Origin of the sequence: Bacillus aerolatus (assembly GCF_009183655.1) — a bacterium.
GTDB classification, from domain to species: Bacteria; Bacillota; Bacilli; order Bacillales; family Domibacillaceae; genus Pseudobacillus; species Pseudobacillus aerolatus.
The window spans coordinates 54125-77699 of record NZ_WEIO01000001.1 but is presented as its reverse complement, the minus strand read 5'-3'; the positions used below and the strand labels follow the sequence as shown (position 1 = coordinate 77699).

General features: G+C 44.9%; 25 protein-coding genes and 1 other RNA gene. 4 read left to right on the top strand and 22 right to left on the bottom strand.

All coding sequences use genetic code 11. The annotated features are described in order from the left end of the window. Positions 1 to 67 precede the first annotated feature (67 nt). On the top strand, positions 68 to 439 hold the full coding sequence (locus F9802_RS00405) for a TIGR04086 family membrane protein (RefSeq protein ID WP_318636084.1): 372 nt from the start codon (positions 68 to 70) through the stop codon (positions 437 to 439). 318 nt (positions 440 to 757) lie between these two features. Here F9802_RS00405 and yajC read toward each other — a convergent pair whose 3' ends face one another. From yajC to F9802_RS00360, 8 genes are all read right to left on the bottom strand, one after another. Beyond that, on the bottom strand, positions 758 to 1021 hold the full coding sequence (yajC, locus tag F9802_RS00395; protein WP_152149177.1) for a preprotein translocase subunit YajC: 264 nt from the start codon (positions 1019 to 1021) through the stop codon (positions 758 to 760). A 27-nt stretch (positions 1022 to 1048) separates the two neighbouring features. Next, entirely contained in the window at positions 1049 to 2194 is a 1146-nt protein-coding gene (gene tgt, locus F9802_RS00390) for a tRNA guanosine(34) transglycosylase Tgt (protein ID WP_191991746.1), read from the bottom strand. 282 nt (positions 2195 to 2476) lie between these two features. Continuing rightward, the gene (gene queA, locus F9802_RS00385) at positions 2477 to 3505 is read right to left on the bottom strand and encodes a tRNA preQ1(34) S-adenosylmethionine ribosyltransferase-isomerase QueA (RefSeq protein WP_152149176.1); all 1029 of its coding nucleotides are present in this window, start codon (positions 3503 to 3505) and stop codon (positions 2477 to 2479) included. Positions 3506 to 3524: 19 nt separating this feature from the next. Then, positions 3525 to 3731 (bottom strand): DUF2905 domain-containing protein, encoded by a 207-nt coding sequence (locus F9802_RS00380; protein ID WP_152149175.1) that lies wholly within the window; start codon positions 3729 to 3731, stop codon positions 3525 to 3527. Next, entirely contained in the window at positions 3728 to 4729 is a 1002-nt protein-coding gene (ruvB, locus tag F9802_RS00375; RefSeq protein ID WP_152149174.1) for a Holliday junction branch migration DNA helicase RuvB, read from the bottom strand. The genes F9802_RS00380 and ruvB overlap by 4 nt, the downstream gene beginning before the upstream one ends. A 23-nt stretch (positions 4730 to 4752) precedes the next feature. Then, complete coding sequence (gene ruvA / locus F9802_RS00370) at positions 4753 to 5364, bottom strand: Holliday junction branch migration protein RuvA (protein ID WP_152149173.1); 612 nt, start codon at positions 5362 to 5364, stop codon at positions 4753 to 4755. Between the two features lie 174 nt (positions 5365 to 5538). Beyond that, the gene (locus tag F9802_RS00365) at positions 5539 to 5844 is read right to left on the bottom strand and encodes a BofC N-terminal domain-containing protein (protein ID WP_152149172.1); all 306 of its coding nucleotides are present in this window, start codon (positions 5842 to 5844) and stop codon (positions 5539 to 5541) included. A gap of 91 nt (positions 5845 to 5935) precedes the next feature. Further along, positions 5936 to 6157, bottom strand: coding sequence for a hypothetical protein (locus F9802_RS00360; RefSeq protein WP_152149171.1), 222 nt, complete (start codon positions 6155 to 6157; stop codon positions 5936 to 5938). 121 nt (positions 6158 to 6278) lie between these two features. Between F9802_RS00360 and ssrS the strand changes: the two genes are divergently transcribed. Further along, a non-coding RNA gene (gene ssrS, locus F9802_RS00355) (6S RNA) lies at positions 6279 to 6465 on the top strand. A 159-nt stretch (positions 6466 to 6624) separates the two neighbouring features. Here ssrS and rpmG read toward each other — a convergent pair. The 13 genes from rpmG to nadB form a co-directional block, all read right to left on the bottom strand. Then, positions 6625 to 6774, bottom strand: a complete 150-nt coding sequence (rpmG, locus tag F9802_RS00350) for a 50S ribosomal protein L33 (RefSeq protein WP_152149170.1) — start codon at positions 6772 to 6774, stop codon at positions 6625 to 6627. Between the two features lie 21 nt (positions 6775 to 6795). Next, positions 6796 to 7980 carry a GTP-binding protein gene (locus tag F9802_RS00345; RefSeq protein ID WP_152149169.1) on the bottom strand — a complete coding sequence of 395 codons (1185 nt, stop codon included), beginning with the start codon at positions 7978 to 7980 and terminating at the stop codon, positions 6796 to 6798. A 46-nt stretch (positions 7981 to 8026) separates the two neighbouring features. Beyond that, complete coding sequence (locus F9802_RS00340) at positions 8027 to 9205, bottom strand: FAD/NAD(P)-binding protein (protein ID WP_191991715.1); 1179 nt, start codon at positions 9203 to 9205, stop codon at positions 8027 to 8029. A gap of 192 nt (positions 9206 to 9397) precedes the next feature. Further along, positions 9398 to 10339: a TIGR03943 family putative permease subunit gene (locus tag F9802_RS00335; RefSeq protein WP_152149168.1), complete on the bottom strand. Its 942-nt coding sequence runs from the start codon at positions 10337 to 10339 to the stop codon at positions 9398 to 9400. A gap of 22 nt (positions 10340 to 10361) precedes the next feature. Next, positions 10362 to 11363 (bottom strand): permease, encoded by a 1002-nt coding sequence (locus tag F9802_RS00330; protein ID WP_152149167.1) that lies wholly within the window; start codon positions 11361 to 11363, stop codon positions 10362 to 10364. A gap of 292 nt (positions 11364 to 11655) precedes the next feature. After that, positions 11656 to 13068, bottom strand: coding sequence for a LysM peptidoglycan-binding domain-containing protein (locus F9802_RS00325; protein WP_152149166.1), 1413 nt, complete (start codon positions 13066 to 13068; stop codon positions 11656 to 11658). A 415-nt stretch (positions 13069 to 13483) separates the two neighbouring features. Then, the gene (locus tag F9802_RS00320) at positions 13484 to 13903 is read right to left on the bottom strand and encodes a hypothetical protein (protein WP_225435180.1); all 420 of its coding nucleotides are present in this window, start codon (positions 13901 to 13903) and stop codon (positions 13484 to 13486) included. A 68-nt stretch (positions 13904 to 13971) separates the two neighbouring features. Next, positions 13972 to 14643: a YhcN/YlaJ family sporulation lipoprotein gene (locus tag F9802_RS00315; protein ID WP_152149165.1), complete on the bottom strand. Its 672-nt coding sequence runs from the start codon at positions 14641 to 14643 to the stop codon at positions 13972 to 13974. Positions 14644 to 14709: 66 nt separating this feature from the next. Further along, positions 14710 to 15681 carry an aminoglycoside phosphotransferase family protein gene (locus tag F9802_RS00310; protein ID WP_191991714.1) on the bottom strand — a complete coding sequence of 324 codons (972 nt, stop codon included), beginning with the start codon at positions 15679 to 15681 and terminating at the stop codon, positions 14710 to 14712. After that, entirely contained in the window at positions 15671 to 17008 is a 1338-nt protein-coding gene (safA, locus tag F9802_RS00305; protein ID WP_152149163.1) for a SafA/ExsA family spore coat assembly protein, read from the bottom strand. The genes F9802_RS00310 and safA overlap by 11 nt, the downstream gene beginning before the upstream one ends. Positions 17009 to 17311: 303 nt before the next feature. Continuing rightward, the gene (gene nadA / locus F9802_RS00300; RefSeq protein ID WP_152149162.1) at positions 17312 to 18415 is read right to left on the bottom strand and encodes a quinolinate synthase NadA; all 1104 of its coding nucleotides are present in this window, start codon (positions 18413 to 18415) and stop codon (positions 17312 to 17314) included. After that, the gene (gene nadC / locus F9802_RS00295; protein WP_152149161.1) at positions 18393 to 19271 is read right to left on the bottom strand and encodes a carboxylating nicotinate-nucleotide diphosphorylase; all 879 of its coding nucleotides are present in this window, start codon (positions 19269 to 19271) and stop codon (positions 18393 to 18395) included. Before nadC ends, nadA begins: the two co-directional genes overlap by 23 nt. Further along, the gene (nadB, locus tag F9802_RS00290) at positions 19240 to 20838 is read right to left on the bottom strand and encodes an L-aspartate oxidase (protein ID WP_152149160.1); all 1599 of its coding nucleotides are present in this window, start codon (positions 20836 to 20838) and stop codon (positions 19240 to 19242) included. Before nadB ends, nadC begins: the two co-directional genes overlap by 32 nt. A gap of 107 nt (positions 20839 to 20945) precedes the next feature. Between nadB and F9802_RS00285 the strand changes: the two genes are divergently transcribed. Together F9802_RS00285 and F9802_RS00280 are read left to right on the top strand one after the other, a co-directional pair. Next, positions 20946 to 22070 (top strand): IscS subfamily cysteine desulfurase, encoded by a 1125-nt coding sequence (locus F9802_RS00285; RefSeq protein ID WP_152149159.1) that lies wholly within the window; start codon positions 20946 to 20948, stop codon positions 22068 to 22070. A 60-nt stretch (positions 22071 to 22130) separates the two neighbouring features. After that, positions 22131 to 22670 (top strand): transcription repressor NadR, encoded by a 540-nt coding sequence (locus F9802_RS00280; protein ID WP_152149158.1) that lies wholly within the window; start codon positions 22131 to 22133, stop codon positions 22668 to 22670. Between the two features lie 30 nt (positions 22671 to 22700). Here the strand turns inward: F9802_RS00280 and pheA are convergent, their stop codons facing one another. Then, positions 22701 to 23564 (bottom strand): prephenate dehydratase, encoded by an 864-nt coding sequence (gene pheA / locus F9802_RS00275; RefSeq protein WP_152149157.1) that lies wholly within the window; start codon positions 23562 to 23564, stop codon positions 22701 to 22703. Positions 23565 to 23575: the final 11 nt, after the last annotated feature.

Below are 23575 nucleotides of genomic sequence, written 5' to 3'. Positions count from 1 at the left end.
CTTCTAGTGTGAACCTGTATCAAAAAAACATGAAGAACAAACAATGGTAATTAAGGAGGACTTTAACGTGAAGCCTTTCAGCTATGGCATTATGTATGGAACGCTCGTGATTTTCGTTTTTGCCGCGGTGTGCAGTTTAGTTTTTTCGTTAATTTTACGGTTCAGCTCATTAAATGAATCGTCATTACAGCTTTCCATTACGATCGCTTCATTTCTCGTTTTATTTTCAGGAGGATTTATTTCAGGGAAGCTTTCAGGGAAAAAAGGCTGGCTTTCCGGGGGAGCGACAGGTCTTTTATACAGCGCTGTAATGATGATGTATCAATATCTTGGCTATAACACTGGCTTTCACTGGGAGCAGCTTATCTACCACCTTTGTTTTATCATCACAGCAATGATGGGCGGTATTTTAGGAGTAAACATCTATTCGAGAAAATAATAAAAAAAGCAAATCACTCAATGATGAGGATTTGCTTTTTTATCGTGCGTATTCAAAACAAAAGCGGAAGCGCCTCGATCAGCCCCGACAAGCAAATGTTCTTTCCTCAAAGAAGTCCGATTTTTGACTTCATTGAGGAAAGGTTATTTGACCTCGAGGGGCTAGGCGCTTACGCTTGCCGTAGGCCCGCTACATTAGGAAAGTTATCCACCTTGCGATTATTTTGTAATTTTCCAACAACAAAAAAGAGCCGCGAAGCAAGCTGTCGAAAACATTCGACAGCTGTTTCCCTCCCGACATGTTGACCAGTCTCTTATCTTATAGAACGGCTGCTTTTTCAGACACTTCGCGAATAGCAGAACGGTCATATGTAAGACGGCTGCCATCGCCGCATTTAATAACAACTGTGCCTTCCTCGATTGCATCGATAAAGCCGTGCAAACCGCCGATAGTAACAATTTTGTCGCCTTTTTGCAAGTTATTCTGCATTTCCATCACGTTTTTCTGGCGCTTTTGCTGTGGACGGATAAGCAAAAAGTAAAAAATAACGAACATCAACACGAGCATAATAATTGATTGCATAAAATTCCCCCCTTTCCGAGAACGATATTAGAAGTTTTTTGCATCCGGCCGGTTAAAGCCGTATGTTTCGAAAAATTCGTCTCTGAAATCACCGAGACGATCTTCTTTAATCGCTTCTCTTACTCTTTCCATTAATTTTATCAGAAAATATAAGTTATGGTAAGTTGTAAGCCTGATACCAAATGTTTCATTTGCGCGAATTAAATGACGGATATAAGCGCGCGAATAATTGCGGCACGTATAGCAGTCGCAATTTTTATCAAGCGGTCCGAAATCACGGGCGTATTTCGCATTTTTTACGACGAGGCGGCCTTCGCTCGTCATGAGAGTGCCATTTCTGGCAATCCGCGTCGGCAGTACACAGTCAAACATATCCACTCCACGAATCGCACCGTCAATTAAAGAATCCGGCGAACCAACGCCCATTAAATAACGCGGTTTCTGGGCCGGCAAAAGCGGTGTTGTAAATTCGAGTACGCGGTTCATGACATCTTTCGGCTCCCCAACAGACAACCCGCCAATCGCATAGCCCGGAAAATCAAGGGAAACGAGATCATTCGCACTTTGGCGGCGCAACTCTTCATATTCGCCTCCCTGAACGATACCAAACAATCCTTGGTCTTCGGGGCGGGCATGGGCTTTCAAGCACCTTTCCGCCCAGCGGGATGTCCGCTCAACCGACCGCTTCATATAATCATGTTCCGCAGGATAAGGAGGGCACTCATCAAATGCCATCATAATATCAGGTCCGAGTGCATTTTGAATTTCCATCGCTTTTTCCGGTGACAAAAACAGCTTGTCTCCATTTAAATGATTGCGAAAATGAACGCCTTCTTCTTCAATCTTACGAAACTCACTTAAAGAAAACACCTGAAAACCGCCGGAATCAGTTAAAATCGACCGGTCCCAGTTCATAAACTTGTGAAGACCGCCCGCTTCCTTAATGATTTCATGCCCCGGACGAAGCCAAAGGTGATACGTATTGCTTAAAATGATATTAGCACCCATTTCCTTCACTTCATCGGGAGACATCGTCTTAACAGTAGCCAATGTCCCGACAGGCATAAACACAGGCGTTTCAAAACTCCCATGCGGTGTATGCACACGGCCGAGACGCGCACCTGTCTGTTTGCACGTTTTAATTAATTCATATTTAATCGCTGGCAAATCCATGCCACTCCTTTCTCTAAAAGCGGAAGCGCCTTGGTCAGCCCCGACAAGCAAATGTTCTTCTCCCAAAGAAGTTGCTCTTTGACTTCATTGGAAGAAGGTTATTTGACCTCGAGGGGCTAGGCGCTGCAGCTGGATGTATTAAAAGCGGAGCCGACTGCACTGGGGCGACAAGCATATGACAGGATGACGAAATGGCGCTTTTCAGCCATGCAGTCAGACTGGCATATGACCTCGAGCCCCAAGGAGGCGCAGCTAGATAATCTAAAAGCGGAAGCTCCATTCTTATTTAATCATCATCGCATCACCGAAACTGAAAAAGCGGTATTTTTCCCGTACCGCTTCCTCATAGGCGTTCATCACATGTTCTTTCCCGGCGAGTGCACTGACGAGCATAATTAATGTCGACATCGGCAAATGGAAATTCGTGATCATGCCGTCGATCGCCTGGAATTCGAAGCCCGGGTAAATAAAAATATCCGTCCAGCCGCTCGCCGCTTCTATCCGGCCGCCGTGGTCACGGGCGACCGTTTCCAATGTACGAGTAGACGTTGTACCCACACTGATGATGCGGCCGCCTTCGTCTTTCACTTGCTGAATGAGACGAGCTGTTCCTTCTGAAACGTGATAAAACTCCGCATGCATTTCATGTTCTTCAATCGTATCGACAGACACCGGGCGGAACGTGCCCAAACCGACGTGAAGTGTTAAAAAAGCGGTATGCACGCCCATGCTGCGGATTTCCTCCAGCAGTTCTTCCGTAAAATGAAGCCCTGCCGTTGGGGCGGCGGCCGATCCTCGCTCTTTTGCAAAGACAGTCTGATAGCGGTCGCGTTCTTCCAGCTGCTCTTTAATGTACGGCGGCAGCGGCATTTCCCCAAGTTCGTCAAGTACTTCGTAAAAAATGCCTTCATAAGAAAACTCCAACATTCTTCCGCCATGCTCTTTTTCACCTGTGCAGACAGCCGTGAGCCGCCCGTCTCCAAATATAATTTTACTGCCCGTTTTGATTCGCTTCGCCGGCTTTACAAGTGTTTCCCAGCGGTCGCCCTCTTCTTGTTTTAAGAGCAGCACTTCAATTTTCGCGCCTGTTTCTGTTTTCACACCGTACAGGCGGGCCGGCATTACTTTCGTGTCGTTGAGCACGAGACAGTCGCCCGGCTTAAGATAAGAAGTAATATCTTTAAATACTTCATGACTAATGGCGCCTGTTTCTTTATCGAGCACCATGAGCCGGCTTTTTGTCCGCTCAACAAGCGGGGTCTGTGCAATCAATTCTTCCGGCAGATTAAAGTCAAAATCTTCTACTTTCACTTTCTTCATCCTTATCTGTTTATTTCCATTTTCCGATTACATAAAAAAGCAGGGACAGCACGATGCTGACGATAATAGAAGTCATAATTGGAAAATAAAAAGTTGTATTTCCTTTTTTAAATAAAAAATCCCCGGGCAAGCGGCCGATTTTGACAAACTGCATAACGAGGCCGATGACAAAAATGATGACACCGAGCAGCATGAGCGTTTTGCCGACTCCACTCATTCAGCCGGAACTTCCATTTGAAAGTGGCGGTATACTAAGCCGCTGACAATCCGCCCTCTCGGTGTCCGCTGTAAGAAGCCAATCTGCAGCAAATACGGCTCATACACATCTTCAATCGTCCCCGACTCCTCACCGATGCTCGCCGCTATCGTTTCGATACCGACCGGACCGCCGCGGAAGCGCTCAATAATCGCTTTTAACAGCTTATGATCAATATGATCAAGACCCATCCGGTCGACTTGCAACAGTTCAAGCGCTTCTTCGGCCACGTCATAAGTAATCGTACCATTGCCGCGCACCTGGGCATAATCGCGCACCCGCTTCAGAAGACGGTTGGCGATTCGCGGCGTGCCCCTCGAACGGCGGGCGATTTCTCCGGCACCAACCGGATCAATCGCTGTTTCAAAAATATCTGCTGTGCGCATAACGACGTCTGTCAGCTGTTCTTCACTGTAATATTCAAGCCGGCTTAACACGCCGAAGCGGTCACGGAGCGGGGCGGAAAGTGAACCAGCCCGCGTTGTGGCACCGATTAATGTGAACGGCGGCAAATCAAGGCGGACAGAGCGTGCACTCGGTCCTTTGCCAATCACGATATCAAGGCAAAAGTCCTCCATCGCCGGATACAGCACTTCTTCGATCGAACGTGGCAGGCGGTGTATTTCATCGATAAACAACACATCACCCGGCTCCAGCGCCGTCAAAACAGCAGCAAGATCCCCAGGCCGTTCGATCGCCGGCCCTGAAGTCGTTCTCATTTGCACGCCCATTTCGTTAGCAATGACAGCGGCAAGCGTTGTTTTACCAAGTCCGGGCGGACCATACAGCAGCACGTGATCGAGCGTTTCCCCGCGCTGCCGGGCCGCTTCAATAAAAATTGCCAGATTGTTCTTTACTTGCTCCTGGCCAATATATTGTTTTAACGTCTGGGGACGCAGTGATTGTTCCTCGTACAACTCATTCATTTCAGCCGTTCCGGAAACGATGCGTTCTTCCATCGCATGATCACTCCCTCATTCATTTATCCATTCAACAGCAGCTGCAGTCCTTTACGGATGTACTGATCTGTCGTTAAAGACTCTGCCTTCAGCTTCAGGCTGATTTTTTTAATTTCCCGGGCTGAATAACCAAGCGCTTCAAGAGCGAGCAGCGCTTCTTCCAATTCACCAGAAGAAGCCGGCTTTTTCTCTGTGCCGTCAGGATGAAACAAATTCGGGAAAAACTCCGGCACAACATCAGCCAGCTTCCCTTTTAAATCAAGGATCATTTGCCGTGCTGTTTTCTTGCCAACGCCTGGAAATTTCGTTAAAAACTTTTCATCTTCCTGTTCAATCGCCGACACGACTTGCTGAGGTTCTCCGCTCGCGAGCACAGCGAGCGCTCCTTTCGGTCCAATGCCCGATACAGAAATCAGCTTTTCAAACAATCGCTTCTCTTCCATAGAAGAGAAGCCATATAGCGCCAGCACATCTTCGCGCACATGCTGGTACGTATACATTGTTACGTTCTGCTGTTCATATTTTGAAAAAGCAAATGGATTCGGCGTCAACACTTGAAAGCCGATGCCGCCATTTTCAATGACAACATACTCCGGCCCTACGAACGCCACAGTGCCCTTTATATATTCGTACAAAATGATTCTCTCCTCTGCATTGCACACTACCCTTCATTGTATCATACCATGATTTATTCGTGGAAAAAATTAAAAAGAAACATCTGTTCTTAAGAATTGAAAAGAAAGATTGAATACCAATTTGGATTCGTGAACAAACAGCTAAAATGTTGAAATAATTAGACAATGCATCACTTATCTTTCCCTGCTTCTTGTTTCAAAGATCACTTCTTTCTCATTCATATCCACAAGCTGATATCCCTCATATTGAGCCCAAAAGTCTTCCATTGCCCAAATCGTTTCAGCGTGGGCTTTCGTTTTCAACTGGCCATGTTCATCTGTCTCACGAATAATTACTTGAACGCTGTGTGGACCTGATACCACTTTGGCGGAATCTACTGCTTCAATCGCCTCCACTTGTTTGTTTCTTGATGTTTCTGTTAAATATGTACCGGCGGTGGTTGAAACGAGAAATAAAATAAAAGGAATTACCCACTTCATCTGACTCTCTCCTTTTTTATTTCATTTTCGCCAAAAAGGAAAAAGAACAAACAAAAAGACCGCCCCTAAAGGCGGCCAAGCTGCATATTTGTTAATTTGGAGAAACCATACCTCCTGCGCCTGCTGAATTAATGTCAGACACGGCGTCTTTGTTTTTCGATCTCGGATAAGGGCTGGCTGGCTCTGTATTTTTATTTTTATCGACAGAAATGACTTCAATGCCTTCTTTTTTCAAGATGTTCTTCAACGTGTCAGTAAAGTCGCCTTTGATTTTATCTTCGTTATATTGTAATTCCGCATTTACTACTCTCATGCCATTCTCCTCACTTTCAACTAGTGTATAATTATTTTTTTCCCTTCTCTTTTCGATTTAAACACTAGATAATAGAAAAAATTGGCGTTGCATTTTATGACGACATTCGGTATAGTGTACATATCAGCTGCGTTGTGCGTAATCTTAATAAAGTTTTAACCTTTAAGCTGAAATAGGGAGTTTTAACATTGAAGCGGGAATATCATGCCTCATCGCTATGAGGACGATAGGAGCGTTTCTGCAAACACCCACTTTATGGAGTGGTGGTTTTAAAACTTCATTAAATGTACGGCAAACGCGGCCTTTCCATTACATAACTAAGTCCGGCTTCCTTTAAAGGAGCCGGATTTTTTGATGCTATTTTAAAAAAAGCCAGCCGCTGCATTTATTTTTGCATGCGGCTCATTTCTGTTCGAAAATGGACACGCTCTTTTTTGCCGGTAGAGAAAAAGTTTTCTCTCTTCCTTTTACTTCGTTTCACGATGCAGTGTATGTCTTTTTAAACGCGGGCAATATTTTTTTAATTCCAAACGCTCTGGATTTGTACGCTTATTCTTCGTTGTAATATAGTTTCTGTCCCCTGTTTCTGTGCATGCTAATGTAATATTTACTCTCATTATGTGATCCTCCTCTTTTCATTAAGCTTCTACAAATGGCGGAAGCGGGTCTTTGAACGAAGTCCAATCCTTTTTTAGTTCTTCTTCTGTAAGCAAACATTCGTCTAAAGACTGTTCAATTTCGGTTTTATCCATGTCAATCCCAATTAAAACAAGTTCTGTTATTCGATCGCCGTATTCTTCGTGCCACCTTTCCAATAATTCAGGTTCTTCCTGCAGCGTTTGCTGTCTCTCTCTTTCGGAATAGGTCGCAATCCATTCCCCGGCTCCTTGAAAAATAATGGACGGACCGGCTTGCGACAATATCCCTGCCGTATTATTGCGGGAAGCGAGCCAAATAAAACCTTTCGCCCGTACGACATCTGCCGGCCAATCCTCCAGCCAGTTCATAAAGCGCTGCGGGTGAAGTGGAAACCGTCTGCGATAAACGAAAGACGAAATCCCATACTCTTCCGTTTCCGGGGTATGTTCATTATTCAATTCTTGTATCCACCCGGCACTTTGACTAGCCTGTTCAAAATCAAATAAATTCGTATCGAGCACTTGATCTAATGAAAGACGGCTATGATCCGTTAAAACAATGCGCGCTTCCGGGTTTAATTTTTTCAAGACAGCTTTTAATTCAAGCACGTCTTCTTCTTGCACTAAATCGATTTTATTCAGCACGATCACATTGGCAAATTCAATTTGATCAATTAATAAATCGACGACTTCTCTCGTATCCGTTTCATCTGTCGCTTCTTTGCGGTCAAGCAGGCTCTCCCCGGAAGCAAAATCATGCCAGAAACGGTTAGCATCGACAACCGTCACCATTGTGTCAAGCCGGCAAAAAGCGGATAAGTCAATTCCCAAGTTTTCATCCACATATGTAAATGTTTGGGCGACTGGCACCGGCTCACTAATGCCCGTTGACTCGATGACGATATAATCGATATCTCCCGATGCGGCGAGCTTTTCCACTTCTTTAATCAAATCTTCCCGGAGCGTACAGCAGATGCAGCCATTTTGCATTTCAACAAGCTTTTCTTCTGTCCGTGAAAACCCGCCTTGTTTAATAAGAGAAGCATCCACATTAATTTCACTCATATCATTCACAATGACGGCCACTTTTTTCTCTTCACGATTTTTTAAAATGTGATTTAAAAGAGTTGTTTTCCCTGACCCTAAATAACCGCTTAATACGGTGACCGGAATTTTTTTCTGCATTTCATGTTCTCTCCCTTAAATTTGATAACCGATATCATTGCGGTTATTATTGCACACTCGTTACAATTCTTTCCGCCGCCATCCTCGCTCCCGAAACATTTCTGGCTGCAGGTCCTACTTCCAGTTCAGCAAGAGCGCCTGCCACAAATAAATGAGGACACCACTCTAATGTTTTGGAAACAATCGGGTAGCCGCAATCAGCACACATCAAGTGTTCTTGCCGAATGAGAGATTCAAGCCAATCCCCTCCTGGCAAAGAAGGATCAAACCCATTTGCCAGTACTATACTCCCTGCCTTTATCCACTCTTTTGAATGGCTAAGACAAACGTTAATATGCTGGCTGTCCCTAATGATAGATTCAGCATCGATTTCACCTTCGATAATAGCCAAGCTTTGCTTCTTTTCAAGGGCACGCAATGTACGATACACGTCTCTTGGCATCGACCCCTTATGCCTTGCCTGCCTGATCTTTTTTCTTCGCTCACCAAAACAGCTGATTTGGTGGAACGAACGTAAATATTTTTGTCCAAGCCAGCCGGGGTCGCTATCGAAATCATGAAGACGAAACGGATGGCGTGTTAAGAGTGTAACTTGACCCGGAAATTGCCTTCCTAACTTAATAGCCAAATGTGCCGCTGTGATCCCGCCGCCAATGATTAGAAAAGGAGGTGAGAATTCTTCAACTGTCTGGACCTCTTGATCAAAAATATGAAAAATCCGAGAAGGGTTTATCGTCTTCACATGTTTCGCCCACTCCGGCCAAACCGGCTGTTCTGTTACGCCGATTGCGATAACAACATATTTACTTTTCAGTACAGACCCATCTTCTGTTTGAACAGCCCAATGGTTTCCATCTCTCTCAACCTTCTTTACCCGCCCTTGAAGCCAGCATTTCTCAACCCCTGCCTCCTCTAGCGTTTCATCACAATGAGCATTGAATAGTTCAAGCGAAGGCCGCTTGTAATCTCCGTAAAAATGATTTCGAGAAAAACTCTTCTTTGCAAAGTTTTGAAGACTAAATGGCGCAACGTCTATATGGTGAACAAACGGTGATCGAAGAAACGGCATTTCAATTAAGCTCGTCATTCTTTTCCAATTAGTTAATGGTTTAGAACCTGGGTCAATAATACGTAATCGTTCTGTTGTTGTTTTTCGGCTCTTTAACAAGAATGAAGCAACAGTACAGCCTTGTATCCCTCCGCCAATGATCATCCAATCAACCAAGAAAAAGACACCTCCTTTCTCCTTAAATCAAAATCATTACGATTTAAAAGATAAAAAAATAATGAGGTTCCTCCGTGTTCTCGCCTTCCAATTTTTTAATGTACTCAATCATTTTAAAACGTAACCATTCCTATTTGCAAGCGTTTTTTCCAAAACACTGAAAAATTGATCCATTATCCTCTTTTTCCCTTGTTACTTTATTCTCGTAAACACCGGATACACATAAGGCTCGGCTGGTTCCGAGATCTCTTTCCAAGAGACTATTTTCAGCACCGGCACTTCTGCATTATTATATGTTGTCGTATGAAAGGTTCCTTCTATTTCGAGCCATGCATTCTCCTTCACTGTATGAGCCTTATCAAACTCCGTTAAAAAACCGATAACATTCGCATCTGCAACACAGTGAGTGATTAAAAATCGGGCCAGTACGAACTGATTCGGTTGAAAATCTTCTTCTCTGTATACAAAGCCTTTCAGCTTCAGTGTTCTGCCTATATACTTGTGAGGCTCTGCATTAATCTCTCCGTAGTATGGCTCAAACACATTATCCTTCATATCGATCATCGTTGAATTGTCCAGCTGCTTCATTTTTTCTTTATACTCCTCGTCCGCCATTTCATTTGGATTTGGTAACGGGACTTGATCGTCAAAACCATCTTCTCCATTTTCATAGAGAGAAAGATTTGGTTCTACTTCAGCTGCTGATTCATCTAGGTGACTCAACTCCGATTCGTTCTCTATCTGTTCTTGAGCCTTAACCGGCTTAGTCAGTAATGTCCCTTTTTTAGCAGCAATGGAAGCATCCAGTGTTTTAGCAGGTAAAAAAAAGCCAGTGACTAATGGAAAAATTAAAATCGAATAGGAAATCATTTTTTTAACAGGAGAGGCGGACTCGCCGTGGTCATGACTGCATCCATGATGGCAATCATGATCATGTATATGCCTCTTCCCCCAAATCCGCTGAATTTGTACATAGAATAAACAGAGGAACAGAACAGCCGCCGTTTGACTAAACAAAACATATTTTGGATTGACGTATTTTGTGATTTCTTCTCCAAGATGAAGTTTGATAAGAAAAAGAAAAAAAGCAAATAATGTGACTGCCCGCAAGGCTTGTTGAAAGTGAAACTGCATCTTTTAATCCTCCTTTTTACAATCAGTTTAAAAAGCTGATACAGATAAAAACGATGATCGTAATTAACGCAATTAACTGGAGGACAAATTTCATCTTAAATACACTTAAAAGCATAAACGTATTTTTCAAATCGATCATCGGACCATATACTAAAAAAGCCAAAATTGAAGTTGCGGGAAATATATTTCGGAAGGAGGCGCCAATAAACGCATCAGCTTCAGAACAAAGCGATAAGATGAAGGCCAGTCCCATCATGACTAATGTGGAAGAGATCCATCCTTCGCCGACTTGCAGCAGCGCTTGTGCCGAGACGTACGTTTGAACAAACGCAGCAAAAAACGCTCCTAAAATTAAATATTTTCCCATATCAAAAAACTCATCAATGGAATGTTTCAGCATGTCCCAAAATCGAATGGAAAAAGGTATCTTTCTGTTTTTCGTCTGAATCGCCGCTTCATGATGATGAGCCTCTTTCAACTGATTCCCGTTAAAAAGCAGGCTCACAAATAAAGAAATAATCATCGCGGCAATAAAGCCAACAGCCATTCGCATGCCTGCTATTTTCAGATCATTTCCGAAAGCCATGTACGTAGAAAAGATGACAATCGGATTGATCAGCGGCCCGGTTAAAAGAAAGCCGACGCCCGCGTATATAGGCACTCCCTTAGCAACGAGCCGCCTGACAATCGGCACAATCCCACATTCACAAGCCGGAAAACAAGCACCTACCACACAACTCATCGTCACGGCTAAAAACTTATTTTGGGGAATCCACTTCTCAATATGTTCTTCGGTTACAAAGATTTGAATAAACCCTGCAATAAGTACACCTATTAAGACAAACGGCACGGCTTCAATTAAAATACTCAAAAAGATGGTGTTTAGCTGCAAGAGTGAGGCTGGAATTTGACTAATAAAATCCTGCTTCATTACCCAGCCGCCAAACAAAGAGAAATAAACCACTACAGCTGCCGCCAGCAATCCCGTAAAATCCAATAAACTTGTCTGAGCCCAACGATTCATACACTCCCCCATTTCCTTATCATTTTTCTTTCTAACTTATGTATATGCGTTTGAAGGAAAATAGAACTGAAAATCAAATTCGCTCAATTAATTTAAAAAGAGTGTTCGGTACTGTTTGATAACATACTTCTAAAATGATTTCCCCTTGAATGCTTTATCATGAAAATGATTTATAGATCCAAAAAAGAGTGTTAAATAAGTTGCCATTTAACACTCCGAATAAGGGACTATTTTATTTCTACATGATCGAAATGACTAACATTCAAGTCACCCTGCTCTTGTTTCTCATCATTTATCCTATTTTGCGTATTCTGAAATTGTCCTGCAACAGCCGCCAGTTTTGCGGAAATGGATAGCCGAGCACCCAGTAGCTAATACCGCGGAGGCCGTATTCTTTTACAATATCAAATTTCGCCTGGGCGCTGCGGGCGTCTTCAAACCACACTTCATGCGTGCGCCCTCTTTCATCTGTATATCGGTAAAATGGTGACTGCGCGGCAGTATTATACTGAATGGCGGCGCCGTATTTCGTCGCCCGACGGACGGCTTCCTGCATATCGAAGGTTTGTGCTTCCTGGCCCTGCCTATGCGGAAGAAGCCAGTCGCGGGCATACAGCTGGAAACCAAAAAAGATTTTGTTTCTCGGAATAACCGAAACGGCATAATCAAGAACGCGCCTAATTTGATTAAGCGGGGAAATCGCTTGTGGAGGACCTAACCTGTAGCCCCACTCATACGTCATTAACACGACAAAATCGACAATCCGGCCATGCGCCTCGTAATCATGCGCTTCATACAAGAGCCCTGGTTGATCGGCTCTTGTTTTAGGAGCAAGTGCGGTAGAAACAAAGAAACCTTCTGGATGAAGACGGTCCACTGCCCGCTGCAAAAACTGATTGTACCGCTCGCGGTCAGCCGGAAACACATTTTCAAAATCGACATTTAATCCTTGGTATCCTTTGTTTTTCATAATGCGGATTACATTCGTTAAAAGCCTTTCTTGCAGTTCTCTGCTTCCTAAAATTGTCTGGGCGAGGCGGGATCCCGGATCTCTCGAAGTGAAATTCGTAATCGACATCATCGGAATGACCTGTTCGGCCCGAGCCGCTTGAATCGTAGCAGCGTCATTGATTGATTCGAGTCCGCCGTCTGCTTTCATAATGTAGGCAAATGGAGAGACATACGTTAAATAATCTCCGATTTCGCGGACTTGCCGGGCCCCTTCTTCCCCCATTTCAATCGTATATGCATTCACATCAATAACCGGTCTTTCAAGTGGAAGTTGCAGGACGAGCCCGGGATAAATGGCGGACGGATTTTGAATGTTATTTAATCTCATCAATTCTTGCACCTCTGCACCATAGTGCTCAGCAATTTGCCATAATGTCTCTCCTTCTTGAACCGTGTGCTTTCGGGCTGGAATGTATAAGACTGCTCCTGGATTAATTCTTTCTGGATCACTTATTTGATTCGCCTGTACAATGTCGCTCACTGTCACCCCATACATTTGGGCAATTCGCCGAAGCGTTTCTCCTGAGCGAACGGTGTGCCGCCTGGCTAAAACAGGTATAATAAGCGCCTGGCCGATCACAAGCCGATTGCGGTCAGGCAATTCGTTAGCCGCTGCTATTTGTGACGCACTTACCCCATACTGCCGGGCCAATTGGCTGAGCGTCTCTCCTCTTCGTATCACATGTATAATCATTGGAACCTCCTCAAACTTTAGTCATACCACTATACATATGCAGAAGCAGCCTACGGGAAACCGTCTAATTCAGAAACACCTTATTAAGTGAGTTGAAGGGGAATGCAGACACTAAAAAAAGATGCTGGCAGCTTACAACTCCTTAATATTATTTGCTATAATTGATCGTTTTGCACTCAGCTGTACAGCTAAACTAAAAAAATCCCCTGGTTATTAACCGGAGGGTTCATAGAAGGAATATAAAATTCTAAAAAGCGGTCATCGACCTCTCATTGCCATAGTTGGTCATTAGTAACAGGTAATCGTTTAATGGGTCATAGGATAAGTGGTTTGTCCGTTCGCCATAACAAAGGTACCATTGTACATAAGAGTGTCTCCTTCTATGCCTTGAAAAGGAGTCTCACCTCTTCAAGGATTAAAAGTACTTTTCACTGTCAAATGGCAATTCAACCGAATAGTTTTTCGCATTGATTAAATTAGACAGCCTGTTTGCCTGTCTTTCCAGTTCCAGCCCTTTCAAACGATAAGCTTCCGGATCAAACATCGCTACTTTAATCAACGTAACCGCTTCTCCATAAGTATATGGATACTCTTCTTTAGCTGAAGCGCCATATTCTTTGTATTTTCGCGCTTTTGCACGTAGCTGCGTCGCTAGTTCGATCGCTTCCACAATAGCGAGCTGCTCTTCATTAAAACTCAACTCATTTTCGACATTCGCCTTGTACATCGGCTTATCCAGCAGCCGAAAATCTTTGCGGACCGCATCTATTTCTCTTTCCGTATCCAGCATTGTACGGCTCTGTTTCGGAAGTTTGCTGCCTTTTTCAATTTCCATAAACAAACAGGAGCCCGCAGGCTCCTGTTCATCTGTATTTTTCTTTGCTGAAACGGGTGTTGTTTAAGTCAATGGGTTCCATCACGCAAGTCATTATCCAGAACACGAATATAGTTAAAGGTACCACTATCACTCGCTACTTTGACATCAGCACCCTTCGCATAGCGTGCTACTGTTTGCTTAACTTCACTTTTTACTGCTTTCTCATCGCTCTTTTTAGAAATCTGTACAGCGACGATTATTTCCTTTTTCCCAATATATGCCTGGGCGTCTAGCACACCTTCTACTTGTTCTGCTTTTCTAACTACTTTTTCCGCCAGTTTTCCATTGTAGTTTGTGTAATAAGAGTTTTTCGCTTGGACGTTTTGAACACTTAGGTGACCGTGATAATTTGCATCGCTGTTATAGGGCTGCTTATTATCACGTTCAAAGAAGCTGCGATCCTCTTTAGCAAGCGGTTTCGATGGGTTTTGCGGATGGCCATTGTCATCAACCTTTTGCAAATAACGGTCTTTTTCTTTTCGTATAACTTTTTGTTCTTTTCCAACGGAATGGTCGTACCATTCTGTCAGCGGTCCATCTTGCCGGTCATTGGCGTCTCCGTGGCCGGCATCCGAGTAATATCCTTGTGGCTCATACTGATTGGCAGTGCCGCCATAGCCGCTTTCTTTTTCAGTTCCGCAAGCAGCAAGGCCAGCCATTAAAGACAATACAGCAAAAGCTTTCAGCGTTTTCTGCATGATCCCACCCCTGAACCTTTATTCGGGCAGTCAGTGCCCTTCTTAGTTTGCAGTAGTGGGGCTTTCTTATTCTTTTTGATTCTCCCATTCCTTTTTCCATTTTCTGAAGAAGTACTCTCGCTGTGCGAAGGAACTTACTGTGAGCTCATACGCATGTTTGTAAAACAGCTTTTTTTCTGCTGATCCCAAATGCATCATCCTCCTGCATTCACGAAAGATATCTGCAGGAAACAACGTATAAAGCAGCCAGTCTTTCTCACGCGTATAGGTGGAAATCACACTATGTTCCTTTAATTTTTCCAAGTGCCAGCCAACGAGCGGCAAAACCCGGTTGATCCACTGTACGTAATCGCATATGACAGGAGCGCGGGCAGCTAAATCAAAATCAATTAAATACAGCTTTCCATTCGCTGCTCGAAAAAAATTATGGGCGGCCACATCTCCATGAATAACAGCCGGTTTCCTTTCATTTAGCTGCCTGCTGGCAAGCTGAGCCAGACACCATTCACCCATTTCCGCGCAGCGCCTTAAAATAGCAGAAGGTAAATAACGGGAAAGCTCAGGAAGGTCAAGTTGGAAAGCAGTCAACCTATTTTGCCAGCAGCTTAGCTGGTCAAATAGAGGGAAGCTAGTGGTAAGTTCTGTTGAAAACAATTCTGTACGATGATGAAAAGAAGCGAGCAGACAAAGCGCTTCTTCCCTTTCGGCCGTTGTGTGAAATGTAAATGATTTTTTCGCCGGCTGCACGAATGGCATAACAGCAAAAATTTGCTTTTCGAGCTTGATTGGAGAAACCGGATGAAAGGGAATCACTTGTGTAAACCCGCTTTCAAGAAGGGCGGCACATAACTTCATTTGTTTTTCTAATTGAGACAAAGAGGCGTACCTTTTTACAAACCATTTGTTTTTATTTGTTGTAATCAGCCATTTCTCTGTTTTTAACGGAAGGATAGATTGAATGTGCTCTTGCAAAGAAGCGGATAATAAAAAAAGGAGACGCGGTGAAAATCCGTCTCCTGCCTTAAAGTTATTCTTCATCCTCTTCATCAAGGCGCTGGCAGCCGCAGTCTAACTTTTTCGGATGCTGATGGTGCGGCATGCCCATGCTTGGATGCATCGGCTGTTGATGATAACCATGCATGTAAGGCTGCTGCATCACCGGCTGCGGATAGTGAGCTTGCGGCTGATAAGCGCCCATCACGTGTGAAGGGGAGCTGTATTCTGGTGATTCCATTCCATATCCCATCGGCTGATAAGGCATCGCTCCGTAAGGCGAGTGATAGCCCATGCCAGGCATAACCGGCGTCATAGGTATACATTGGCCATATGGCGGATAGTTTGGCATTTGATAAGGCGGTGCCGGATACATTTGCGGAGCATAAGGCATCGGCATGAATGACATTTCATCTTGTACTCCCTGTACTTGATCAGGTGACGGGTAATTCATCATCGGATAGTTTGGTGATACATCAAGCGATTCCATCATATTTTCTTCCGCTGTTTCGTATAAAGGATGCATCATATTTTCTCCTGCCATCCCGTGTGGAGGCGGCATCATATTTTCTCCCGCCATCTCGTATGGAGGATGCATCATATTTTCTCCCGCCATCCCGTGTGGAGACGGCATCATATTTTCTCCTGCCATCCCATATGGGGGCGGCATTATATTTTCTCCTGCTATCCCGTATGGACACTGCATTGGCGGCGCTGTGTGAATCGGTGCCGGCATGCACCAGTGCGGCTGAAGTCCATGATGCATCCCGTGCCCTTGAACTTGCGGTGCCATTTGATACATATTCGCATGTGGATTCATTTGATAAGTACATCCCCCTTGTAATTTTGGTGCTATTTCCATTTCAGGCATAACCGGCGGCGCTATTGGCAGGCTCGGGCTTTCCATTACCTCTTCTTTTTTACCGAGACCTGGAAAAATATTGTCCGGTTTAGCAGGTGCTTGCGGCTGTACCGTTTGCTGCATTTGCTCCATATTCATTTGAAAAATTTGATTAATTTCCACTTCCGGAATAATAGGCGGAAGCGGCGGCATCGCTGGCATTTTTGGTTGTTGTTTCACCGGAGGAGCCGGCTGCACTTGTTCTTTCACCGGGGGAGCCGGCTGCACTTGTTCTTTGACTTGTTCTTTGACTGGTGCTGGCGGAGGAGCAACCGGCGCTTCCTTTTGCGGCTTCGGCATTTCTTTCTTCGGCGTCCCTGCCGGCGCGGGCACTTTAATTTTCATCCCCGGCATGATCAGGTCTGGATTGGATAATTGCGCGTTCATTTTTTTAAGTTCATCAAAGTTCACTCCGTATTTTTTAGCGATCGTCCAGAGTGTATCCCCTTTCTGAACAATATGGATTCTCATTTTTTCCCTCCTCAAGCATTCGTCGGTATAGTGTATGTGGGCGATACGAATTTGCGAACGAACTTACACCAAATTGTATGAGCATGTGGCCAAGATTATGAGTAAAGATTGGAGACAGGCGGCAAACAGTTTGATGGAGATTGGATATTTTTCAATAAATCGGCTGCGCTGTTTGCCACTTTGAAGGTGTTGTTCACGATTTCGGTGCTTTGTTCGTCATTTTGAAGGCGTTGTTCACGATTCCGGTGTGTTGTTCATCCATTTTCCCGCAAAAAAACCATCCGCTGGCGGATGGTTTCATCGTTATTTATTCAGCATACGCTCTAACGCGAGGATGGCTTCGCGGGCTGTTTGTTCCTCTACTTTAATGACATTTATCATGTCGCCTTCTACGATCGTTTCAAGCGACCATAATAAATGCGGCAAATCGATGCGGTTCATTGTCAAACATGGGCACATATTCGGATTCAGCGAGATAATGTGTTTGTCTGGGTGCTGTTGAATAAGGCGATTGACGAGGTTCATTTCCGTCCCAATTGCCCAGGCGCTGCCCGGTTCTGACTGCTCAATTGTTTCAATAATATATTTTGTTGAGCCGTTGTCATCAGATAACCCGACTACTTCGCGTGTGCATTCCGGGTGGACGATAATCTTCATATCCGGATGCGTACTGCGTACATTTTCAATATTTTTCACCGTAAAATTTTCGTGGACAGAGCAATGTCCTTTCCACAAAATCACTTTTACACGCTTTGGATTGCCTTCGAACTCCAATTCTCTGCTGATCGGATTCCATACGGCCATTTCATCCAGGCCGATACCTAAATCAAAGGCAGTGTTGCGGCCTAAATGCTGATCCGGCAAAAACAATATTCTTTCTTTTTGCCCGAAAGCCCATTTGACCATGGCATGCGCATTGGAGGAAGTAACAGTGGCCCCGCCATTGCGGCCGACAAATGCTTTAATCGCTGCTGTAGAGTTTACATACGTAAGCGGCAGCATCGTGTCACCGAACAAAGACTGCAGTTCTTCCCAAGCTGTTTCTGTTTGATAAATGTCCGCCATATCTGCCATTGAACAGCCCGCACGCATGTCTGGCAAAATAACCGTCTGGTCCGGAGTCGTTAAAATATCTGCTGTTTCTGCCATAAAGTGAACGCCGCAAAAAACAATATGTTTCGCTTGCTTATTATTGGCAGAAATTTGTGCGAGCTGCAACGAATCACCGACCGCATCCGCAAATTGAATGACTTCATCCCGCTGATAATGATGACCGGGAATAAACAGCGTCTCGCCGAGCTGCTGTTTAATTTCTCTTACGCGCTCTTCCATCTCTTCTTTTTTCAACTGACGGTACTTTTCTGGCAATGTAAAAGATGGCTGTTTAAGCTTTTCCATGATAGACATGACTTATTTCCCCCTTTAAAGATGCCGCCAGCACTTTGGCGCTAATATCTAAAGCGCGAACTGAATGAGTCAGTGCGCCGAGCGAGATCCATTCGACTCCGCTTTCTGCAAATGGGCGGATGTTGTCGAATTCAATACCACCTGAAGCTTCCGTGGCAATTCCTTCCGGTACGAGCGGCAGCCATTGTTTAATTTCATCAGGCGTCCGGTTATCAAGCATAATAATGTCGGCACCGGCTTCTACAGCTTCTGTGAGCTGCTGTTTCGTCTCTATTTCCACTTCAATTTTGACGGTATGGCCAACAGCTGTACGCGCTTTTGCGACCGCTTGTTTAATTCCACCGGCGAAAGCAATGTGATTGTCTTTCAGCATCACCGCGTCATATAAACCGCGCCGATGATTAAAGCCGCCGCCTGTTTTTACCGCATACTTTTCGAGCATGCGCAAGCCAGGCGTTGTTTTCCGCGTGTCGCAAATTTTCGCCCGGGTGCCGGCAGTTTGTTTGACCGCTTCTGCTGTTGCAGTGGCTATCCCTGACATGCGTTGAATTAAATTAAGAATGACACGCTCTCCTTTTAACAGCCCCTGCATCGTTCCTTCCACTTCCGCAATCGTTGTTCCGGGAAAAACGGCGTCTCCATCTTGAACGTTCACTTGTACAACTGAAGACGAATCGATGAGGGCAAAGCCGCACTGCAATACTTCTTTCCCACAAAAAATTCCGCTTTCCTTTGCGAGCAGCGTGAACGATCCTCTTTCTTCTAAAGAAAAAAGTGCTTCCCCGCTCAAATCACCTTCTCCAATGTCTTCGATAAAAAATTGTTTAAGCATGGATTCCAATTGGATTCCGTTCATGCTGTCCACCCCTTATCTCTGTTCCGTCCACTGTCTGGACAATTCTTCTTCCTTGCCAGTTTTCTTCTTCCTTACAAAAATCAGCCCGGATATGCGCCCCGCGGCTTTCTTGCCGGAGCAAAGCAGCCCGGCTCGTTAAATAACTGTTTATATGCAAATGAACAAGCTCAATGTCATCAAAAGACAGCAAATCCATTCCGGCTGTCATCCACTCTGGCAAGCCTTTTGCTTCCAAGTAACGAATGTGCTGCCTCAATCCTTCCCCTGTGCGTATAATCCCTGACGCTTCTATCATTCGTTTTTGCAACTCTCTCTTAGAAAGATCAGTTAGTGAGCTGTCATCTAGTTGTTTTAAATAGCGGTAGACGATGTTTCGCTTCGTCCGGATTCCTCCTCCATAGCCATTAAGAAAAGCGGCCAGCCGCCGGCCAAACACGAGACCTTCCAGCAATGAATTGCTGGCGAGGCGGTTGGCGCCATGGACGCCGCTGTGAGCCGTTTCCCCGATTGCATAAAGCCCCGGCACAGTTGTGCGGCCATCTGTGTCAATTGAAATGCCGCCCATTAAAAAATGACTGCCGGGTGCAACTGGTATTAATCCTTTGCTGATGGATACATCATTTCGTTCACATAGTGCAGTAATTGTCGGGAATTTTTTTTCAAATTGTTTAATCGAACGAATATCTAGAAAAACAGCTTTTCCTGCCGCCCGCGCCTGATAAATTTCAAAAGCCATTATGTGGCGTGGAGCCAAGTCTTTTAGCGGGTGAATACCATCCATCAAATAGCTGCCGGATCCATCAACGAGCCTGCCTCCAGCCCCTCTCACCGCTTCAGAAATGAGCCCTTTTGTTGTCCCATCGATAAAAAGCAATGTTGGATGGAATTGCACAAATTCCATATCAGCCACTTCCGCTCCCGCCCGAAAAGCAATGGCGACCCCGTCTCCGGTTAAAGTCGGTTCATTGGAAGTGAACGGATACATTGTCCCGGCGCCGCCTGTGGCCAAAACAACATGAGGCGCATAATAGCGATGGATCACCCCTTGCCTATTTTTCGTTTTTACACCGAGACAAACAGAGCGGTCCGTTGAAAGCAAACATTCATAAGCCATTTCTCCTTCAATGATTTCTACATTGGGCGGCATCCGCTCAAGCAAATATTCTATCGTCTGTCGTCCCGTTGCATCGCCGCCTGAATGAATAATCCTCCTTGCACTGTGTGCGCCTTCAAGGCCAAGTGATGGCCGCCCGTCCGCTTCTCTGTCGATCAAAAAGCCGCCGGCTATCAACTCTTTCACCGCTTCGGCCCCTTCTCCCGCTAATCGTTGCACTTCCTCAGTGAAGTGGTGATATCTTCCTGCTTTTAATGTATCTTCCACATGCGAATGCACGCTGTCTTCTTGGTCGATCACTGCGGCAATTCCGCCTTGAGCAAAATAAGAATTGCTTTGTCTGATCGTGGTTTTTGTGAGAATAATCACATGAAAAGTTGAACGTAAATGCCGAGCAAGCTGCAAAGCAGCCAGACCGCCGCCAACGATAATCACATCCGCTTGTTTGTCCATTATTTTCTCCTCCTGTTTTAACAGGTGTCTTGACACATATGTTTACATAAATTTAAACTAATGACAAGGCTTTTTTTAAAAATCCTTTCATTTAGGGGGAGATTTCATTGATTTACTTTGATTATGCGGCAACGACACCTATGGGAGAAGAAGCGCTCTCTGTTTATACAAAAGCAAGCCGGGAGTTTTTTGGCAACAGTTCAAGCCTGCATGATGAAGGGGGCAGGGCCCATGTTTTGCTCGAACAGTGCCGAGAAGCGCTAGCCCGCTTCATCGGCGGCAAACAGGAAGGCATTTATTTTACATCAGGGGGAACAGAAAGTAACTTACTAGGGATTGTTTCCTTGGCAAGAGCGGCAAAGAAAAAAGGAAAACATATTATCACATCTATGGCGGAACATACGTCTGTTCATTCAGCAATGATGTATTTAGAAAAAGAAGGTTTTCAAATAACAAAACTTCCGCTCAGCTCCCGGGGAGTAGTAGAGACGGAAACGCTTGCCGCCGCCATCCGGCCTGACACAGTACTCGTGTCGCTGCAATATGCGAATCAGGAAATCGGAGCGGTCAATCCTCTGGAAGAAATAGGTGCATTATTGAAGAAAAAAGGCATTTTATTTCATTCGGACTGTGTTCAAGCGTTGGGAAAGCTGGATATTCGGCCGCTGCTCAAGTGGGCAGACAGCCTTTCCGTTTCTTCCCATAAAATTTTTGGTCCAAAAGGGGTTGGGGCAGTTCACATCAACCCCTCCATCCCTTGGACACCTCTTTTTCCCGGCTTGACTCATGAAAAAGGCTTTCGGGGCGGAACCGTGGATGTACCGGCTATTGCGGCTTTTACAGCAGCAGCTGAAAAAGTGTGCCACTCGTTCACCCTGGAACGAGAATGGGCGCTGCGCTGGCAGTTAAAAGAAAAGCTTAAAGAATCTCTTTATGAGTGGATTGAAGCCGACTCTTCCTGCCAGCTTCCGTCGATTATTGGCATGAAGCGAGCCGGAATGGAAGGTCAGCTCGTTATGCTTAAGTTAAACGAACAAGGCTTTGCCATTTCAACGGGCAGCGCATGTGACTCTCGTTCAGAAACCGGAACGAAAGCGGTGCTGGCTATAGGGTATTCCATGGAGGAAGCGAGGCAGTTTTTCCGCATTTCTTTTAGCGGCAGCACGACTTCGAAAGAGATAGAACGGCTTGGAAATGTTCTCCTTGAGATTTCTTCAGCTGTTCCTTGTTAGAATCGTGCCAAACCTTATGCTAGAATAAGATTAGTGAAGATTGAACATGGAGGGATTGTTATGGCTCCTGGAAAAAAGATTTTAGGAGAAGAACGGCGTCAGCTCATTTTAGAATGGCTGCAAACGAGCAAAGAGCCGTTAACCGGCAGTGAACTGGCAAGCAGGACGAACGTCAGCCGCCAAGTCATTGTTAACGATATTACGTTATTAAAAGCAAGAAATGAACCCATTATCGCGACGAGCCAAGGCTATTATTATTTTGCACCTCCCGCTCCCGAGCAGTGGTTTGAGCGTTCAGTCGCCTGCATTCATGAGCCTGAAGAGACGGAAAAGGAATTAAATGTGCTCGTCGACCTTGGTTTGCTTGTAAAAGATGTGAAAATTGAACATCCCGTCTATGGAGATTTAACTGCCTCCATTATGGTCTCTAACCGCAAAGAAGTCACTCAGTTTATTCAACGTGTTAATGAAACAAAGGCCGCTTATCTTGCCCAGTTAACAGATGGGGTTCATTTACACACGATTGCCGCAAAAGAAGAACGTACATTGGATGAAGCAGAAGCCGCCTTAAAACAAGCAGGATTTCTGCTGGTCGAATAGAAAAAAGCTGTCCTTATGGGACAGCTTTTTTCATGTTTCATCGTAATGAATGGAGTATGACCGATAACTGCCAAGCACTTGCACTTTGCAGCCGAGTGCTTCCATTTCCGCAAAGGCGCCGGGAATGAGCACCTGGTCCATCCCCTGTCCAATATCGATAATAAAGAAATAATGACCGAGTCCGGTTTTTAACGGGCGGGACTCGATTTTGCTCAAGTTAATGTTGCGCCAGGAAAAAGCGGACAGCACTTGATGCAGTGCTCCAGCTTTATCAGACGGCAGCGTGATCACAACTGTTGTTTTATCATGCGGATTAGCAAGCGGCAGCGACAGCTCTTTTTCCTGTCTGGCTAACACAATAAAACGCGTATGATTAAAACTGTAATCATGTATATTCACTTTAGCGACCGCCAGATCATATTCCTGGGCAGATACTTCATTCGCTATCGCTGCCAGCCGCTGCTCAGGGTGTTCCTTTATGTATTTAGCTGCAGCCGCTGTAGACGTCATTTGTTCGTATGGGATTCCTTGAAAATAACTATGTAAAAACTTATGGCACTGCGCGATCGCATGCGGATGGGAAAGCACTTTTTCCGACTTCTGCCATTCATATGCGTTTTGTTTATGCACGAGTAAATGCTGCTGTATCGGCGCTGTCACTTCAGCCACAATTTTCAAGTCGGCTTCATGGAATAAATAATCAATTGTTAAATTGACCGTTCCTTCAAGTGTGTTTTCAATCGGCACAACGGCGAGATCCGCTTCTTCGTTAATAACGGCATCCATGCAGGCAGGGATCGTTAAATGAGGATAACGTTCTTCTCCCGGAAAAGCATGGCGTACCGCTAAATCGGTAAAAGTGGCCGCGGGTCCTAAAAAAGCAATTTTTCGCAATTACATCTTCT